Origin of the sequence: Mesorhizobium sp. CO1-1-7 (assembly GCF_020164885.1) — a bacterium.
In the GTDB taxonomy this organism is placed as follows: Bacteria; Pseudomonadota; Alphaproteobacteria; order Rhizobiales; family Rhizobiaceae; genus Mesorhizobium; species Mesorhizobium australicum.
Genome location: NZ_JAIUHA010000005.1, coordinates 309,377 through 327,151 on the forward strand (window position 1 = coordinate 309,377; position 17,775 = coordinate 327,151).

Consider the following 17,775-nt stretch of genomic DNA (forward strand, 5'->3'; position numbering starts at 1 on the left):
CGGATTGCTTCTCGTGCGGATCAACTTCCGGTCGCTTCGTTCCACTTCTTGACGTAGTCGGGAAGCTTGCTCAGCGCCTCGTCCCAGTTCGGCGACCAGATGGTCAGGCCTTTCATCGCCTCCTGCAGCTTGGCGAAATTGGCGTCGGACGGCGTCACGTCCTTGCGGGCCGGCATGCCGAGGGCAACGGAACTTACAGTCGACTGCGCCTCCTTGGACAGCAGGAAGTCGATCAACTTCTTGCCGTTGTCGCTATTTGGCGCACCGGTGACCAGGCCGATTTCATAGGGCAGCGCAAAGGTGGAGCGGGTGCCATCGGGGCCAGCGGGCCAGAACACCTTGATGTTGGGATTGTCTGCCATCTGCGACATGTTCATCTGCAGGTCGCCATTGGCCACATGCAGCTCGCCCTTGTTGACCAGCGCGGTCAGCTTGCCGGTCGAGGCGGACGGGCCGACATTGTTGTCCTGCAGCTTCTTCATGAATTCGAAGCCGGCATCCTCGCCGCCAAAGGCATGGATGATCTGCAGCATGACGGCCGTCCCGTCGCCAGCCTGGCCGGGGGTCGAGTACTGGATCTTGCCCTTGAACTTCGGATCGAGCAGATCGTTATAGCTCTTCGGCGCTTCGGACAGCACGGCGCTGTTGTAGATGAAATTCATGTAGTTATTGACCAGCGGCCGATACTTGTCGGTGCCGCCGTCGATCTGGGATGCGGCTTCGGGTTTGTAATCCTGCAGCAGACCGTCCGCGGCGGCGCGCTGGATGAAGGGCGGCAAGGTCACCAGCACGTCGGCCTGCGGGTTCGACTTTTCCTTGGCGACGCGCTCGACGACGCCGCCCGAGCCTGCCTCGATATACTGAACGGTGATGCCGGTGGCCTTGGTGAAGGCTGCGAATTCGGTCTCGTACCAGCTGCCATTGCCGTCATGCAGCCCATCGGCGGAGTAGACGGTGACGACGCCGTCGGCGAGTGCCGGCCCAATGAGAGCCGCCGACGCGAGCAATGCGGCGAAGGCCCCGACCATGGTTGCGTTTCTTGATTTCATAACCAGTTCCCCTTTGATTGAAGGCACATTCTGCGATGCACTAGGACCAACCGGCCTTTGGGTCTCTGGCGGACGTTGAGCCGGTTGGATGTCTTCGTTGTGACAACTCTGGGGATTGGGCATCGATAAGTAAAATCTATTTATTTTATGAGAGCCAAACTTTCTCTGATATTTGTCATGGAACTGTCGCATCGGTGTCGTGGACACAAATGTGCTGCGCCGATGGCGGCTATCGGTTTGAAAATACAGGTTATCGGCCGAACGCCACCCCTGCGGTCTGCGCCCGCAATCGCGGATCATGCGAGCGGATGGTCACTGGCCGGCCTTCGAGAATTTCGAAACAGCGCGCGAGCGTGTCGTCTTCCAGCCGGCGCATCGCCTCGTAGGTGAAGAAGGTAAGATGCGGAAACAGGATCACATTGTCGCGACCGAACAATGCGCTCATCGGATGGCCTGACCTCGCCAGCGGCTCGACCGAATAGACGTCGAGCCCGGCACCACCGATGCGACCGGCAACGATCGCCTCGACGAGCGCCGCCTCATCGATCAGCGCACCGCGCGAGACATTGACGATGATGGCCGACGGTTTCAGGCAGGCGAGCTCATGCTTGCCGATCAGGCCGCGTGTCTGGTCATTCAGCACGCAATGCAACGAAACGAAATCACAGGCACGCAACATGGCGTGTAGGTCGTCGGCTTTCTCGATGCCGGCGGCGCGCATCGTCGCGGCATCGACACCGGGATCAAAACCAACGACGCGTGCGCGAAACCCCTGGCCGGCCATGCGCGCCATGCTGCGGCCAATCTTGCCGCAGCCGACCAGCCCAAGCGTGGCGCCTGATATATCGCGTCCCAGCCAGCGCTGTTCGGGCCAGATCCAGCCGTCTCGCGTCATTGCCTGGGTGATCCCCGGCAGCCGCTTGGCGAGCGCAATCATCAGCGCGAAGGCGCCTTCGGCGACGGTTTCCTCGGCATAGTCGGGCACGTTGACCACGGGAATGCCGCGCCGCATCGCTGCGGGAATGTCGATGGCATCGATGCCGACGCCGTATTTGACGATACCCTTCAACTTGGGAGCCGCATCGATCACCCGCGCGGTGATGGGCGTGTAGCACATGAGCAGGAGATCGGCGTCGGCCACCGCGTTGGCGAGATCGGCTTCGGGAATGCCATCCGGCAGCGTCACCAGGTCGACGCCCCTCGCCCGTAGGCCGGTATCAATTTCAGGACATTCGAGTTCGCGGTCTGTGCGGACGACCTTCATGGTCAGGCCGCCAGAACCGCGTCCTCGACAATGTCGAGCGCGCGGTCGAGATCAGTTTTGGAGATAACCAACGGCGGCGAGAGCGTCAGCACATTGCCGTGGCTCACCTTGAAGCTCAGGCCTTGTTCCAGGCAGGTGTAGAAGACACGTTCGGCGAGGTCCCGCGCCGGCTGTCGCGAAGCACGGTCCTCAACGAGTTCGACGCCGACCATCAGCCCCCTGCCCCTGACGTCACCGACATGGGGCGAGCGCGCCATCAGGTCCTGCATACGTGCAAGCATATGGCCGCCAAGCTCAGCCGAACGCTCGACCAGCCCCTCCTCCAGGATGATGTCGATGGTCGTCAGCGCCGCACGCGTTGTCACGGGGTTCTTTTCGTGGGTGTAGTGACCGATGGCAAAGCCGCCGGTGACGTCGAGATCGCGGCGGGCGATGACGGCGGCGATCGGCAGGATGCCGCCGCCGAGTGATTTGCCGAGGACAACGATGTCGGGCGTTACGCCGTCATGCTCATGGGCGAAAACTTTTCCGGTCTTGCCGAGACCGGTCGGGATCTCGTCGAAGATCAGCAGCGTGCCGTGCCTATCGCAGGCCTCGCGCACGCGCTTCCAGAAACCGGGCGGAGGTGGATTGGGCGTCGCGCGCATCGGCTCGGCAACGACAGCCGCCACGTCCTGCTCGCGGCCGAGCACATAGGCGATCATGTTGGCGCAAGCGAGCCCCGATGCCTCCAGGGAATCGTGGCCATAGGGGCAACGATAGCCATCCCAGGGCGCGACGTGCTCGGTGCCGGTCATCATCGGGCCTGCGATATGCGAACGGAAGGTCGCCTCGCCGCCGACGCTTGCCGCGCCAAAACCGGCGCCATGGAAAGCATCCCAGAACGACACCGTCTTGAAACGGCCGGTGGCGGCGCGCGCGATCTTCAGCGCGACCTCGATGGCATCGGAGCCACCGGTGGTGAACAGCACCTTGCCGAGATCGCCGGGAGCCAGCGCGGCCAGCTTCTCGGCCAATTCGACGGCGGGCTCGCAGGTAAAGCGGCGCGGCGCGAAGCAGAGGTCATCGAGCTGCTTCTTGATCGCCGCCACCAATCTCGGGTGGCCGTAGCCGAGGTGATGCACGCTGTTGCCGTGGAAATCCATGAAGCGGCGGCCGGCGGTGTCCTCGATCCAGATGCCTTCCGCCCTAGCGATCGTCGAAAGACAGGGGCTGGACAGGCTCTGGTGCATGAACGCGGCGGCATCGCGATCGAGCAGGCCGCGAATGCGGGGATCGTTCTGGCCGGTATCCCAGCGGCCGCGCGCCGCCGTCGTGTTGGAATCGCCTTCGGTATGCACAAGCTCTGGTATCGCGGCCATCATTGTCTCCGAAATGCGAATGAGGGAGCGTGGGACGCTCCCTCGGTTTGTTCCGCCAGCTTATGTGATCCGGTCAGGACCAAGGCAGCGAAAATGTCTTCACGTTGGTGTAGCTCTTCATCGCCTCGATGACGCCTTCCTTGTAGCCATTGCCGCTGTCCTTGATGCCGCCGAAGGGCGACATCTCGATGCGGTAGCCCGGCACTTCCCAGATGTTCACCGTGCCGACCTGCAGGCCGGCGATGTATTTCTGCATGCGGGGGAACGAGTTTGTGCAGACGCCCGACGACAGGCCGAAGGCGGTCGAGTTGGACAACGCGATCAGTGCTTCATCGTTATCTGGCGCGCGCACGATCGGGATGATCGGCCCGAACGTTTCTTCCATCACCAGTTCGGATGTGTGCGGCACGCGGTCGACGACGATTGGCGGCAGCAGCGCACCCTGACGACCCGGGTTGTAGAGGATCTCAGCCCCCTGCTCGGCCGCCATGTGGACGCGCGCTTCGAACAATGCCGCCGCTTTCTCATGCACGACGGTGCCGAGATCGGTCGTGCGGTCCATCGGATCGCCGAAGCGGATCTTCCTGGCCCGCTCGAGAACTAGCGGCACGAAGCGGTCGGCGACGCTTTCCTGGACGAGGATGCGCTTGACCGCCGTGCAGCGCTGGCCGGAGTTTTTGGTCGCACCGGCGACCGCCAGATCGGCGGCCTTGGCCAGATCGTCGTCGGAGAGATCGTTGAGGATGATCAGCGGATCGTTGCCGCCGAGTTCCAGCACCTGGCGCCTGTAACCGGCGGTGCGGGCGATCATCTTGCCGACCGGCACGCCGCCGGTGAAGGTGATGAGATCGATATTCTCGTTGGTGATCATCTCGTTGCCGACGTCGACCGGCCAGCCGGTCACCACCGAAAGCATTTCCGGCGGCAGGCCGGCTTCATAAAGAATGTCGGCCAGCACCAGCGCCGTCATCGGCGTCAGTTCGGTCGGCTTCACCACCACGCAATTGTTGGTGGCGATGGCCGGCGCCACCTTGTGCGAGACCATGTTGAGCGGATGGTTGAATGGAGTGATCGCCGAGATAGCCTTCAGCGGCTCGCGCGTGGTGAAGATCTTGCGCGCCTTGCCGTGCGGAGTGAGGTCGCAGGAGAATATCTGGCCGTCATCCTGGATGCACATCTGCGCCGACAGCGTGAACACGTCATAGGCGCGGCCGACTTCGTAGAGCGAGTCGGCCTTGGAGATACCGAGCTCGAGCGTGATCAGATCGGATATCTCTTCCCGGCGCGACGCCAGAGCTTCCGCCGTGCGGAAGAGTATCTGCTGGCGCTCGTAGCGCGTCAGCTTCGACCTGTAGCCGGCGGCGATTTCGAACGCCTGGCGGGCGTGTTCGGCCCTACCGGCGGGGACGGTGCCGATGACGGTGTCGTTCCAGGGGTAACGCACCTCGACGACACCATCGGCATCGACCTTCCTGCCGGCAATACGCATCGGCTCGTGGCGAACTTTGATGGCAGGGTCAAGCTTGGTCATGTGCTCTGCTCCAGCAGATTTGTGAGCGTTGCGGCAGAGGGTCGACCCCCACTCCGGCCCTTCGGGCCACCTCTCCCCCGATCGACGGGGAGAGGAAATTCGGCAACGTCGGCGCCCTTCCTCTCCCCCGTCGATCGGGGGAGAGGTGTCGAGCGAAGCTCGACGGAGTGGGGGTCGACATCATCAGGCTCGGCCTACGCCAGCGCCGCCGCCATGGTGGCGTAATAAAACGCGTCGAAATTGCGCAAGGCCGGCTCGTTGGGCAGGTCCGGCAGCGCGCGGTTGACGATGAACGGCACTTCCTGCTCGGTCAGTCCGCCATGCGAGCGCAGCGGCTCGTTCAGCGCCGCCAGATCATGGCGATGTTCCGATGTGCCGATCGTCTTGTTCTCGGTCGAGACCAGCACGATGTCGCCGATGCGGTCAGCCGGCAGTTCGAAGCGCTCGCAGGCCGTCCGGCTATCGACGACCAGCATGATGCCGTCGACCTTGGCCAGCCGCGCCATGATGCCGGCCTGGTCGGCGCCATCAGGCAAATAGGCGGTGGCGAAAGAGCCCAGCGCGCCATGGTGCACGACATAGGGGTCGGTGATCGGCAGGATGACGCGGGCCGTATCCTTGCCCAGCCATTCGTCAAGCAGGTCCTGGACGTAGACGACATCGGGCGCACCGTCGGCCTTGTGCTTGGGCTTCATGCCATGGTCGGCGGTGACAACGATCGCGGCGCCCAGCGCATCGAGTTTGGTCAGGTACTTGTCGAACATCTCGTAGAAGGCGTTGGCCTGCGGCACGCCCGGTGCGTATTTGTGCTGCACGTAGTCCGTCGTCGTCAGGTACATGATGTCGGGGCGGAATTCCCTGAGCAACTGGACGCCGGCGGCGAAGACGAATTCCGACAGTTCGGCCGAATAGACTTCCGGCACAGGCAGGCCGAAATGCCTCGAGGCATTGTCGATGCCGTGCTCGCCAATCGTGGTCGTATCGGACTTCTCCGCCGAAAAGCACAGCGCGCGCCCTTCGTCGAAAGACAGACCCTTGCCGAGCAGCGCACGCAGCTTGTCTTTGGCGGTGACAACGGCAACCTTGGCACCCGCATCATAGAAGGCCTGAAAAATGGTCGGCGCGCGCAGGAAGCGCGGGTCGTTCATCATCACTTCCTTGCCGGTCTCGCGTTCGTAGAGATAGTTGCCGCAAATGCCGTGCACCGAGGGCGGGCGACCGGTGGCGATCGACAAATTATTGGGATTGGTAAAGCTCGGAATGACCGAGTGTGCGAAACGCACCGTGCCCTTCTCCTTGATCCTGACCAGGGCCGGCATCAGCCCGGCCTTGATCGCTTCATCGAGATAGGCCGGCTCGCAGCCGTCGAGGCAGATGGCGATCGCCGGCACGCGCGGCCAGGCGTAGGTGCGGCCGTTGACCGCGACGTTGATGGGAGACATCTGGTTCATCTGGTATCCTCGAAATCGGCCGCTTCAGGCGGCGAGTTTGGCGCGCTCGGCGATTGCCGCGGCGGGCGGAGCTGCGGTGTCGACGCCCATTTCATCAAGCGATTGCGCCGCCGCCTCGACGACGCGGTGCATGACATGTTCGTCCATCTGGCCGATGCAGCCGACACGGAAGGAGTCCACGACCGTCAGCTTGCCGGGGTAGATGATAAAGCCCTTGTCCTTCATCAGTTCGTAGAAGCGATCGAAGGCGAAGTTGGCGTGGGCCGGGTTGAAGAAGGTGACGATGATCGGCGACAGCCAGCGGTCCTTGAGCAATGTCTCGAAGCCGAGTTCGCGCATGCCCGACACCATGACGTCGCGGTTCCTGGTGTAGCGGGCACCACGGCCGGCAACGCCGCCTTCCGCCTCATGCTGGCGCAGCGCCTCCAGGAAAGCGGCGACGACATGCGTCGGCGGCGTGTAGCGCCACTGGCCGGTCTTGTTCATATGCGCCCACTGGGCGTGGACGTCGAGCGACAGGGAATGGCTGCGCCCCTTGGCTGCCTCGAGTTCGCTCTTGCGGGCGATGATGAAGCCGAAGCCGGGCACGCCCTCGATGCATTTATTGGCCGACGAGACCATCGCCTCATAGCGGATCTCGTTGACGTCGAGCGCGACGGCGCCGAACGCACTCATGGAATCGACCAGCAGCTTGCGGCCCTTGGCATGGACGGCCGCGGCGATCTCGGCGACCGGGTTCAAAATGCCTGAGCTGGTCTCGCAATGAATGGCGATGACGTGGGTGATGGCGTGGTCGGCTTCGAGCGCTGCCGCCACCTCGTCGCCGCGAGGCGGCAGGTAATCGCCCTTGTCGATCAGCGTATAGGGCCGGCCGAGATACTGCATGGTCTGGGCGGCACGAAGGCCGTAGGCACCATTGGCCAGCACCAGAACCTTGCCATCCCTGGGCACGAACGCCCCCAGCATCGCCTCGACGCAGAACGAGCCTGAGCCTTGCATCGGCACGCAGTCGAACTCGCCGTTGGTGTCGCCGGTCAGCGCCAGTAGGCGGCGGCGCATGTCTGATGTCATGGCGCGGAAGTCGCCGTCCCACGATCCCCAGTCGCGCAGCATCGCCTGCTTGACCGAATAGGCCGTGGTGAGCGGCCCGGGGGTCAACAGATAGGGCTCGCCCAGCGCCGGCCTGGCCAGCGGCTCCGCGGCAAATTTCGTTTCGGCGAGCATGATGTCCTCCGACAGGTCGCTGCTTTTTTATCTGGCGCCATTGTTGGCTGAGGGCACATATTTGTAAAATCGTTATTTTGTATCGATGTATCGATTTCAGTGATGATCCGATACAGACAGCAGAAGCTGCATGGCGCTCGTGACAGCTTCGTGAAACCCGGCAGGCCCATTCCAAGACATAAACCGAATCGTTTGTTTCCGGCTTTTGCATAGCAGGGCTTATGATAGGCTGCTGGTAACCAGAGAGGCTCGGGAGCGAAGAAGATGCGCTATGTTCAGTTGCGGGCCTTTCATCAGGTGGCGATCTCCGGCGGCTTTTCGCGGGCGGCCGAAGCGCTGTTCCTGACCCAGCCGGCGATATCGGACCAGGTCCGCAAGCTCGAGGAAGAGTATGATGTCCTGCTGTTCAATCGTAACAAGAAGCAGGTCACCCTGACCCATTCCGGCCAGAAACTGCTCGAAATAACCCACCGCATGTTCGACACCGAGCAGCAGGCGTTGGAGCTTCTGACCGAGTCGCGCGCGCTGCGTTCCGGCACGCTGCGCATCGTCGCCGACGCCGCGCATCATCTGCTTCACATTCTCGGCAGCTTCCGCGCCCGCTATCCCGGAGTGCAGGTCTCGGTGCGTGCCGGAAACACCGAGACGGTGATCAGCAGCCTCTACAGCTACGATGCCGATATCGGCGTGCTGGGCGAGGTGCCCGCCGGACGCGACTTCGAAGTGCTGAAACTGAACTCGACGCCCATCATCGCCTTCACCTCGATCGACCATCCGCTGTCGGGGAAGAAATCGCTGACGCTCAAGCAGCTCGCACAGGAATCCCTGGTCATGCGCGAGCGCGGTTCGAAGACGCGCCAGAAGCTCGAAGACCTGGCCGCCGCGTCGAAGGTCGAACTCAGGCCTGTGATCGAGGCAGAAGGCCGCGAAGCCGTGCGCGAAATCGTCGCCTCGGGCGCCGGTATCGGCTTTGTCTCGGCGGCCGAATTCGGCCAGGATTCGCGGCTCGTCCCAATCACCATCGACGCGCCCGAGACCTTGATGGACGAGGCGCTGATCTGCCTGCGCGAGCGCAGCGGCGGCAAACTGGTGCGCGCCTTTCTCGACATGGCGCGCTCTATGTCGACGGATTAAGCCGCGGCCCTGATCTCCATTGCATCGGCTTTCACCCGCTCCGACTTCGGATCGTAGGGGCTGCGCAGATGCACGGTAGCCGCATGGCGTACGCCGGCTAGATCGATCTCGAAATGGCCGCCGCTCAGGAACACAGCATCCACGCCGGTTTCGTTTTCGATCAAGCCGAGCGCCACTGACCGGCCAAGCGTATGGCCGTAGGCGGCCGAGCGAACCTCGCCGACCGGCTTTCCGTCGCGCAGGACCAACTCGCCGCCCCACAGCATCGGCTCGGTATCGTCGAGCGTAAGGAGCACGATACGCTTTGCCGGTGCCGACGACGACTTTGCCTCAACAAGCGCGTCATGGCCGATGAACCCACCCAGTTTGTCCATAGCAACGGCGAAGCCAAGCCCCGCCTGCCAGGGATTGATATCAGGCGTCAGTTCCCGACCCCAGGCTCGAAAACCTTTTTCGATGCGCAAGGCGTCGAGCGCGTAGTAGCCGGCGTCGGCCAAGCCGAATTCACGGCCGGCCTCGTGCAACGCCTCGTAGACGCCGACGGCGAATTCGGCCGGCACGATCAGTTCCCAGCCGAGTTCGCCGACATAGGTCATGCGGTTGGCATAGGCAGTGGCGTAGCCGATATCGATTTCGCGAATGCTGGCGAAGGGGAAGCCGGCGTTGGAAAGATCGGCCGACGACAGTTTGCCGAGGAGATCGCGCGAACGCGGCCCCATTAACGCCAGCACCGCATAGGCCGAGGTGACGTCGGTCAGGACGGCATGCGCATCCGGCGGAATGTTCTTGACGATCCAGTCGGCGTCGTGGACCGCCTGGGCGGAACCGGTAACGATGAGGAATTTTTCCGCGCCAAGCCGCATCACGGTGAGATCGCTTTCGTAGCCGCCGCGCGCATTGAGCACGCCGGTGTAGATCGATGTGCCGACCGGCACATCGATGTCGCCGGCGCAGATGCGGTTCAACACGGCACAGGCATCGCGGCCCTGGACAAGAAGCTTGGCGAAGGAGGTCTGGTCGAAGATGGCGACGGCTTCGCGCGTCGCCTTCATCTCGCGCCGCACGGCCTCGTGCCAGTTCTGGCGACCGAAGGCATAGTCGTTCCCGGCTTTCTCTCCCGGCGCCGCGAACCAGTTGGCACGCTCCCAGCCCATCTTGGAACCGAAGCAGGCGCCCTTGGCGGCGAGCCGATCATAGAGCGGCGAGCGGCGGAACGGCCGCGCGGTATCCAATTCGCGGTTTGGCCACGGCATGGCGTAATGCAGGCCGAGCGTCTCCTTGACGCGGTCATGCAGCCAGCGCGGATTGTTGTTGAAAGCGGCGAAGCGCCTGATGTCGACCGGCCACAAATCCATGGTCGGCGCGCCGTTGACGATCCATTCGGCCAGTGCCTTGCCGGCGCCACCGGCACTGGCAATGCCCATCGAATTGAAGCCGGCGCCGACATAGAAATTCTTCAACTCCGGCGCCTCGCCGAGGAGGAAATTGTTGTCCGGCGTAAAGCTCTCGGGACCGTTGTAGAATTTCTTGACTTCGGCCCGCGCCAACTGCGGCACGCGCACCAGCGCGTTTTCCATCAGGATCTCGAACTGGTCCCAGTCGTCGGGCAGCAGAGCGAATTCGAAATTTTCGGGAATGCCGTTCATGCCCCACGGCTTGGCGTGCGGCTCGAAGCCACCCATCACCAGACCGCCGACCTCCTCCTTGAAGTAGATGAAGCCATCGGGGTCGCGCATCACGGGCAGGTCCGGATGCACACCCTCGATCCGGCCGGTGACGATGTACATGTGCTCGGCCGAATGCAGCGGCACCGAGACGCCGCACATCAGCCCGACCTTGCGGGCCCATTGGCCGGCGCAGTTGACGACGATCTCGGCGGCGATGTCGCCGCGGTCCGTCTCGACGCCGCAGGCGACGCCGTTTTTCACCGTGATGCCGGTGACCTGCACCCGCTCGAAGATTTTGACGCCACCATTGCGTGCGCCCTTGGCCAGCGATTGCGTGAGATCGGTGGGATTGGCCTTGCCGTCTCCGGGCAGCCAGACGGCGCCGACCAGATCGTCTGTCGCCATCACCGGCCAGAGCTCGGCTGCCTCGCGAGGCGAGATGACGTCGATCTCGACCCCTTGGGCACGCGCCGACGCGGCCGTGCGCTTCAACACCGCCATGCGGTCGGTGGTGCGCGCGACGGATAGCGAACCGCAGTTCTTCCAGCCGGTGGCGAGGCCGGTCTCGGCCTCCAGTTCGCTGTAGAGCTGCGTGGAGTACCGGATCAGGCTGGTCATGTTGGAATGGCTGCGCAGTTGACCGACAAGACCGGCCGCGTGCCAGGTGGTGCCGCCGCTGAGCTGTCCCTGCTCAAGCAGCACCACATCGCTCCAGCCCAGCTTGGTCAGATGATAGGCGACCGAGCAGCCGATGATGCCGCCGCCGACAATGACAATTCGAGCCTGGGTGGGAAATTCATGTGCCATGAGCGTTCCGCCATTTGAGGGATGGCCGAGACATTACCATGGGAAAACCAAATATCAACTCATAATATCACAAAATATCACATCAAGCTGCAACGATGAGTTCAGGCCCCCTGTGCGAAAGCGCCTCGGCAAGCGCGAATTCGGGGTCGGTGTCGACGATTACCCCAGCGGCACGTTCGAAATTCGGAATTCTGAGCGGCGTCAGCTTGCCGAATTTGCTGCTGTCGAGCACGAAATAGGCCTTGCCGGCGAGGCTGATCATCCGGCCCCGCTGTTCGGCCCCGGCGCGGGTGAAATCGGTCACCTCGCCGACCGGAGACAGCGCTCCGCCACCCAGAAAGGCCATATCGACGCGAAAGCGCGCCATCGCATCGAGCGTGTCGATGCCGGAAGCCGCCTCCTCGCCCGGGTCGACTTCGCCGCCCAGCATGTGCACGCGCATGCCGGGAACATGGCATAGGTGCAGCGCTATCTTCAGGCTGGCCGTGCAGATCGTCAGATCGCGCAGTTCCGTCATTGCATGCGCGATGGCCAAAGTGGTGGTGCCGGAATCGAGAAAGACCACCATGCCATCCCTGACCAGCCCGGCGGCCGCCCTGCCGATCGCGGCCTTGCCTTGGGCATTTTCCTGGCTGCGCTGGCTCATCGCGGGTTCGCTCGGTTCGAAGCGGGCGGCCCCGCCATGCACGATGCCGAGCCTGCCCTGGTCGGAAAGCAGCTTCAAATCGCGGCGGATGGTTTCGCGCGAGACGTCGAAGAACCCAGCCAGTTCGGCGACGCTAACGGAACCCTGGGCCCCCAGCCGCCGCAGGATCTCGTCATGGCGGCGCGGGGCAAGGGCACGTGCCGGCAGGCGGCTGACGGGAGACATGGCATCCTCGTGTCAAGCATTGATGTTGCAATATGTGGCAGCGAACCGGCGCGATGGCAACCACGCGCCACGATTGCGGGCTGCCCCTTTCCCTCGGGCTTAGGATTTTCGCGCCAGCCCGCCGCCCTCCGTCGCGTTGACCAGCGTGTCGCTTCCCTCGCGAAGATGCTGTCTCAGAAAGCTCACCGCCTTCTTGCCGTCGCGCCGGCGGCAGGCGGCCAGCAGATCGCGGTGTTCCGTCCGCGAGCGGGTGCGATAATCCGGATTCGACATCTCGAGCAGAAGAGTGGGTCCGCCCGGCATGGTCCGGGCGGAGAAATCAGTCAATCGACCTTTACGGCGACCACGGCGGCGCAGTCGCCGGCCTTGACTAAGCCAGGGAAATGCCGCGCCGCCAGCATGCCCGACATTTTGGCCCGGATTTCCTGCGGCGCGACGCCGGTGCGGCCGGTGGAATGGATGCGGGCCACCACCGCGCCCTCCTCGACAGGTTCGCCGAGATCGACCATGGTTTCGATCATGCCGTCATCCTCGGCGAAGCAGAAGCAATCGCCCGAGGGCATGTCCAGCCACTGCGTTCCGCCCGTCTCGGCCGCCCCGGCGACGATACCCTCATGACGCAGCACGTTGAGGATGCCGCGCCGCGCGATCCGCACCGTCTCGGCTCGCGACGTACCGCCACCGCCGAGCTCGGTGGTGACGAAGACCTTGCCCATCTCTTCGGCCGCCGTGTCATACATGCCGATCGCATCGATCTCGGTCATGCGCATCGAGAATGGTGCCGAGAATGCCGCCACCGCGGCAAAGGCTTTCTGCTCCAGCGCCTTGTCGGGCAAAGTGTGGGCGGCGCAGAACGGCACGAAATCCAGCGTTCTGCCGCCGGAATGGAAGTCGAAGACGATGTCGGCGCGGGGAAGCAGCTCGCGTTGGAAATAATCGGCGATCTTCTGCGTCACCGTGCCGTCGGGCCGGCCGGGGAAACTGCGGTTCATGTTGCCCTTGTCGATCGGCGAGGTGCGCGTGCCAGCCCGAAAAGCAGGATAGTTCATCGCCGGCACGATGATGACCGTGCCGCTGACCTGGCTGGGATCGAGTGTGCGGGCGAGTTCGTAGAGCGCCAGCGGCCCTTCATACTCGTCGCCATGATTGCCGCCGGTCAGCAGCGCCGCCGGCCCCTTGCCGTTGCGGATGACGCAGATCGGGATCATCACCGAGCCCCAGGCCGAATCGTCGCGGCTGTAAGGCAAGCGCAGGAAACCATGCTGGACGCCGTCACGATCGAAATCGACGGTCGGCGTGACCGGCGACGGGCGAAGACTGGACATCGGGCTCAATCCTTTACCACCAGCTTGCGCGGCACGTTGGCAAGGCACTCCACACCGGTTTCGGTGATCAGGATCGATTCAGTGATCTCCAGCCCCATCGTCTCCAGCCACAGGCCGGTCATGAAATGGAAGGTCATGCCGGGCTTGAGTTCGGTGCGATCGCCGGGGCGCAGGCTCATCGTGCGCTCGCCCCAGTCCGGCGGATAGGAAAGCCCGATCGAATAGCCGGTGCGGTTGTCCTTGACGATGCCGTATTTCTTCAACACGGCGAAGAAGGCATTGGCGATGTCCTCGCAGGCATTACCCGGCTTTGCGGCGGCAAGGCCGGCTTCCATGCCTTCCAGCGTTGCCTTCTCGGCATCGAGGAATTCCTGCGTCGGCTTGCCGAGGAAGACGGTGCGCGACAGCGGGCAATGGTACCTGTTGTAGCAGCCGGCGATCTCGAAGAAAGTGCCCTCGCCCGACTTCATCGGCTTGTCGTCCCAGGTCAGGTGCGGCGCCGAGGCGTCGGCGCCCGAGGGCAGCAGCGGCACGATCGCGGGGTAGTCACCGCCAATGCCGTCGACGCCGCGCGTGCCGGCATCGTAGATCTCGGCGACAAGATCGTTCTTGCGCATGCCGACTTCGATCTTGTCGACGATGCGCTGGTGCATCGCCTCGACGATACGGGCGGCCTTGCGCATATAATCGATCTCGGTTGGGCTCTTCACCGCGCGCTGCCAGTTGACCAGCGCGGTGGCATCGACGAAGCGGGCGTTGGGCATATGCTTCTGCAGCGAGGCGAAGGCGGCGGCGGAGAACCAGTAATTGTCCATCTCGACGCCGACGGTGAGCTTGCCCCAGCCGCGATCGGTCAGCACACCCGACAGGAAATCCATCGGGTGGCGTTCGGTCGACTGCACATAGTGGTCGGCATAGCCGACGATGTTGTCATGTGCGAGGTAGGCGGTGCGCTTGGCGCCGTTGGCGTCCTGGCCACGGCCGTACCAGACCGGCTCGCCCGATGGCGGCACGATGACCGCCTGGTGGACGTAGAAGGACCAGCCGTCATAGCCGGTCAGCCAGGCCATGTTGGAGGGATCGCTGACGATCAAAAGATCGACGCCTTTCGCCTCCATGGCTTTCCGCGTCTTGGCGAGGCGTTCCGCATATTCGCTTCGCGAGAATTTCAGGTTTGGCAGCATTTTGTTGGTCCTCGTTTGTTGGGGCTGGAGCCCGGTTTCAACTCCGTTGAATCCGGCTCCAGGGAATTTTTTGATTGAGCATAATCTGCGGGGGAAAACCGGTTGCCATTTTCCGGATCATGCTCCTGCGGCGGGCGTCAGCTTTCAAAGATCGTTCCGGCTTTCGCGGCCAGCGCACGGTCGCGGGCGAGCGTGGCGATCGCCGTATCCTGCACGCCCGTGCCGGTCAGATCGGCGATGGTGATGTCGCCAGCCGAGCGCCGGCCATGCCTCGCGCCGGCGATGATCTGGCCGAGCTCGGTCACCTCCGCGTCTCCAGCCATCAAGCCCGCCGCGATGGCATGGTGCAATTCGCCCAGGCGCCGCGTCTGTTTCGCGCTGTCGGCGACATAGAGATCGGCCATGCGCAGGATCGCCGGCGCTATCTCGTTCTTGTGCTCGGCGTCCGAACCCATGGCGGTGATGTGCTGGCCGGCCGAGACAAACCCTGCCTTGATCAGTGGTTCGGTCGACGGGGTGGTCGTGACGATGATGTCGGCACCGGCAACAGCGTTGGCTGCGTCAGTCTCGGCGCGCACGTCGATGCCGAGCCTTTCGCGTAAGGTGGCCGCGGTCACTTCGGCCTTGGCGGCATCGCGCGCCCAGATGCGGGCCTGCGTGATCGGCCGCACCAGCATCAGCGCTTGCAGTTGCAGCCCAGCCTGCACGCCGGCGCCGAAGATCGAGGCGACCGACGAGTCCGGCCGCGACAGATGCTTGGCCGCGACGGCTCCCGCAGCAGCGGTGCGGACATCGGTGAGATAGCCGTTGTCGAGCAGCAAAGCCTCGACCAACCCTGTCTTCGACGACAGCAGCACCATCATGCCGTTGACGCTGGGCAGGCCAAGTTTGGGATTGTCGAAGAAGCCGGGGCTGATCTTGATGGCGAAGCCATCGATACCAGGCACATAGGCGGTCTTGACGTCAACCTCGCCGCGATGCTGCGGGATATCGAGCCGCAGGATCGGCGGCATCGCCACCGGCAGCGTGGCGAGCGCACGAAAAGCGTTCTCGACACAGGCGACGGCGTCGAGATCGAGCGTCACGATTGCGCGCAGTTCAGCTTCGGTGAGGATGGTCATCCTGCTCATGCGGCGCGCTCCGAAATCGATGGCATTTCCCCGCAGACAATCTTCCTGTGCAGTTGCATGTCGATGTTGCGGCCGGAAAGCAGAACCACAACCGGCCCCTCCGCCTTGACCTTGCCGGCGAGCAGCGCCGCGATGCCTACCGCACCGGCTCCCTCGACGATCTCGCGTTCCTGTTCATAGGCGTGGCGAATGCCGGCAGCGATTTCATCCTCGCTGAGCAGGACGACATCGTCGAGCAGGTCGCGGCACATGGCGAAGGTCAGCCGGTTGTCGAGGCCGATGCCGCCGCCGAGCGAATCCGCCAGCGTCGGCAGTTCCTCGACCAGCACAGGGCGGCCCGCATCGAGGCTGGCCTTCATCGCGGCGCCCCGCGCCATCGACACGCCGACGACTCTTGTTCCGGGACGGACACTTTTGACGGCCGCCGCTACACCCGAGGCCAACCCACCTCCGGACAGTTGCACCAGCACCAGAGCTGCATCCGGGACCTGGTCCATCACCTCCAGCCCGAGCGTGCCTTGACCGGCTATGATGGCCGGATGGTCGAAGGGCGGCAGCATGACAAGCCCCTCCTCCGTCACCAGCCGCTCGACCTCGTGCTGGGCATCGTCCTGGCTGTTGCCGACGATACGGATTTCCGCGCCGAGGCGGCGAATTTCGTCCAGCTTATTCCTGGGTACCAGTCGAGACATGCAGATCACAGCACGCATGCCCTCGAGCTTTGCCGCATGCGCAAGCGCACGGCCATGATTGCCGGTCGATGCCGCGACGACGCCGCGCGCCTTCTCCCTTGCGCTGAGCGAAGCGACGGCGTTGGAAGCGCCCCGCAATTTGAAGCTGCCGGTGGTCTGGCGGTGCTCGAGCTTGAGTTGAACCGGGACGCCCAGCCTTTCGGAGAGACTTGCCGAAAGCACGATCGACGTGCGCTCGATCTTGCCGGCAATTCGCTCGCCCGCGGCACGGATATCGCCAAGGGTGACGGTCGCCATGGTCGTCAACCGCGCGGCAAGGGCAGCGTCATCAGACGGCCGAATTCGGGATGGGCTGTCTCATCACCGCAAAGGCGCAGACAATTCCAGGCGGTCGCCTGGTTGCTGGTCACCACCGGGCGGCCGATCGCCTCTTCCATGCCGGTGACCGCCAGCGCGCCGCGCAGTGCCGTGCACGACACGAACAGCGCATCGGCTTGCGGATGCGTCGCCTGGCGCGCGAGATCGATGAGGGCTGCCGGGGCAATGCGCGCCATCTCGCGGTCGTCCTCGAAGCCGAGACAGGTGAAGCTTAGGACTTCGAAGCCACGTTCGGCGAAATAGGTCGCCATCGGTCTGGAGGTTTCCACGGTATAGGGCGTGAGGATGCTGATCCGGCGCACGCCGAAGGCGTTCAGCCCGCGCACGCCAGCCATCGGAGGAGTGACAACGGGTATACCTGACTTGGCGGCCTGGATCGCCGTCTCGATCTCGGCATCGCCAATCACCACCGAGGCCGACGTGCAGGAGTAGCAGATGGCGTCGAGCGGCTCGTCGGGCAGGATCAAGGCAGCGCCCGCCGTCAGCGCCGGCTGCATCTTGCGCAGGTTCTCAGGCGTCGTCGGGTTGGCGTAGGGAATGCGCGCGACATAGACGCCGATCCGTTCGCTCGCCACCATGCGGCGAAAATCCGGCTCGGTCGTGTGGTCGGTGGCCAGGATGATCAGCCCGACACGGCGTTCCAGCGGACGCTCATCGAGCGCTGGCCGGTCGGGCACAAGCTTGATCTCGGACAAGAGCTTCATCTT

Annotated in this window: 15 protein-coding genes; 1 reads left to right on the forward strand and 14 read right to left on the reverse strand. The window is 63.6% G+C overall.

The features are described 5' to 3' along the window. Nucleotides 1-20: 20 nt before the first annotated feature. The 6 genes from LB516_RS13115 to LB516_RS13140 all read right to left on the reverse strand — a co-directional run bounded on the left by LB516_RS13115 (nt 21) and on the right by LB516_RS13140 (nt 7,880). Entirely contained in the window at nt 21-1,049 is a 1,029-nt protein-coding gene (locus LB516_RS13115; protein ID WP_140724400.1) for a 2-aminoethylphosphonate ABC transporter substrate-binding protein, read from the reverse strand. Between the two features lie 250 nt (nt 1,050-1,299). Continuing rightward, on the reverse strand, nt 1,300-2,313 hold the full coding sequence (locus LB516_RS13120; RefSeq protein WP_224719686.1) for a 2-hydroxyacid dehydrogenase: 1,014 nt from the start codon (nt 2,311-2,313) through the stop codon (nt 1,300-1,302). Between the two features lie 2 nt (nt 2,314-2,315). Then, entirely contained in the window at nt 2,316-3,674 is a 1,359-nt protein-coding gene (locus LB516_RS13125) for an aspartate aminotransferase family protein (protein WP_224719687.1), read from the reverse strand. 73 nt (nt 3,675-3,747) lie between these two features. Continuing rightward, nucleotides 3,748-5,205 carry a phosphonoacetaldehyde dehydrogenase gene (gene phnY, locus LB516_RS13130; protein WP_224719688.1) on the reverse strand — a complete coding sequence of 486 codons (1,458 nt, stop codon included), beginning with the start codon at nt 5,203-5,205 and terminating at the stop codon, nt 3,748-3,750. Nucleotides 5,206-5,399: 194 nt separating this feature from the next. Then, the gene (gene phnA / locus LB516_RS13135) at nt 5,400-6,656 is read right to left on the reverse strand and encodes a phosphonoacetate hydrolase (RefSeq protein ID WP_224719689.1); all 1,257 of its coding nucleotides are present in this window, start codon (nt 6,654-6,656) and stop codon (nt 5,400-5,402) included. A 24-nt stretch (nt 6,657-6,680) separates the two neighbouring features. After that, entirely contained in the window at nt 6,681-7,880 is a 1,200-nt protein-coding gene (locus tag LB516_RS13140) for a 2-aminoethylphosphonate--pyruvate transaminase (protein WP_224719690.1), read from the reverse strand. 264 nt (nt 7,881-8,144) lie between these two features. On the opposite strand from LB516_RS13140, the gene LB516_RS13145 reads away from it, so the two are divergent. Next, nucleotides 8,145-9,014: a LysR substrate-binding domain-containing protein gene (locus tag LB516_RS13145; protein WP_140617485.1), complete on the forward strand. Its 870-nt coding sequence runs from the start codon at nt 8,145-8,147 to the stop codon at nt 9,012-9,014. On the opposite strand, the gene LB516_RS13150 is transcribed toward LB516_RS13145, so the two are convergent. The 8 genes from LB516_RS13150 to eutA form a co-directional block, all read right to left on the reverse strand. Further along, nucleotides 9,011-11,488 (reverse strand): FAD-dependent oxidoreductase, encoded by a 2,478-nt coding sequence (locus tag LB516_RS13150; protein WP_224719691.1) that lies wholly within the window; start codon nt 11,486-11,488, stop codon nt 9,011-9,013. The genes LB516_RS13145 and LB516_RS13150 overlap by 4 nt on opposite strands. Before the next feature lie 82 nt (nt 11,489-11,570). Continuing rightward, nucleotides 11,571-12,359, reverse strand: coding sequence for a DeoR/GlpR family DNA-binding transcription regulator (locus LB516_RS13155; RefSeq protein WP_041163907.1), 789 nt, complete (start codon nt 12,357-12,359; stop codon nt 11,571-11,573). A 99-nt stretch (nt 12,360-12,458) separates the two neighbouring features. Beyond that, nucleotides 12,459-12,686, reverse strand: a complete 228-nt coding sequence (locus LB516_RS13160) for an FCD domain-containing protein (RefSeq protein WP_224719692.1) — start codon at nt 12,684-12,686, stop codon at nt 12,459-12,461. Continuing rightward, entirely contained in the window at nt 12,683-13,684 is a 1,002-nt protein-coding gene (gene doeB, locus LB516_RS13165) for a N(2)-acetyl-L-2,4-diaminobutanoate deacetylase DoeB (protein ID WP_140661585.1), read from the reverse strand. The genes LB516_RS13160 and doeB overlap by 4 nt, the downstream gene beginning before the upstream one ends. Before the next feature lie 5 nt (nt 13,685-13,689). Next, nucleotides 13,690-14,868: an ectoine hydrolase DoeA gene (gene doeA / locus LB516_RS13170; protein WP_224719693.1), complete on the reverse strand. Its 1,179-nt coding sequence runs from the start codon at nt 14,866-14,868 to the stop codon at nt 13,690-13,692. A 137-nt stretch (nt 14,869-15,005) separates the two neighbouring features. Beyond that, a complete protein-coding gene (eutC, locus tag LB516_RS13175; protein WP_015319074.1) occupies nt 15,006-15,998 on the reverse strand; it encodes an ectoine utilization protein EutC in 993 nt (330 codons plus the stop codon). Further along, a complete protein-coding gene (eutB, locus tag LB516_RS13180) occupies nt 15,995-16,987 on the reverse strand; it encodes a hydroxyectoine utilization dehydratase EutB (protein ID WP_015319075.1) in 993 nt (330 codons plus the stop codon). The genes eutC and eutB overlap by 4 nt, the downstream gene beginning before the upstream one ends. 5 nt (nt 16,988-16,992) lie before the next feature. Further along, nucleotides 16,993-17,772: an ectoine utilization protein EutA gene (eutA, locus tag LB516_RS13185; protein WP_015319076.1), complete on the reverse strand. Its 780-nt coding sequence runs from the start codon at nt 17,770-17,772 to the stop codon at nt 16,993-16,995. Nucleotides 17,773-17,775: the final 3 nt, after the last annotated feature.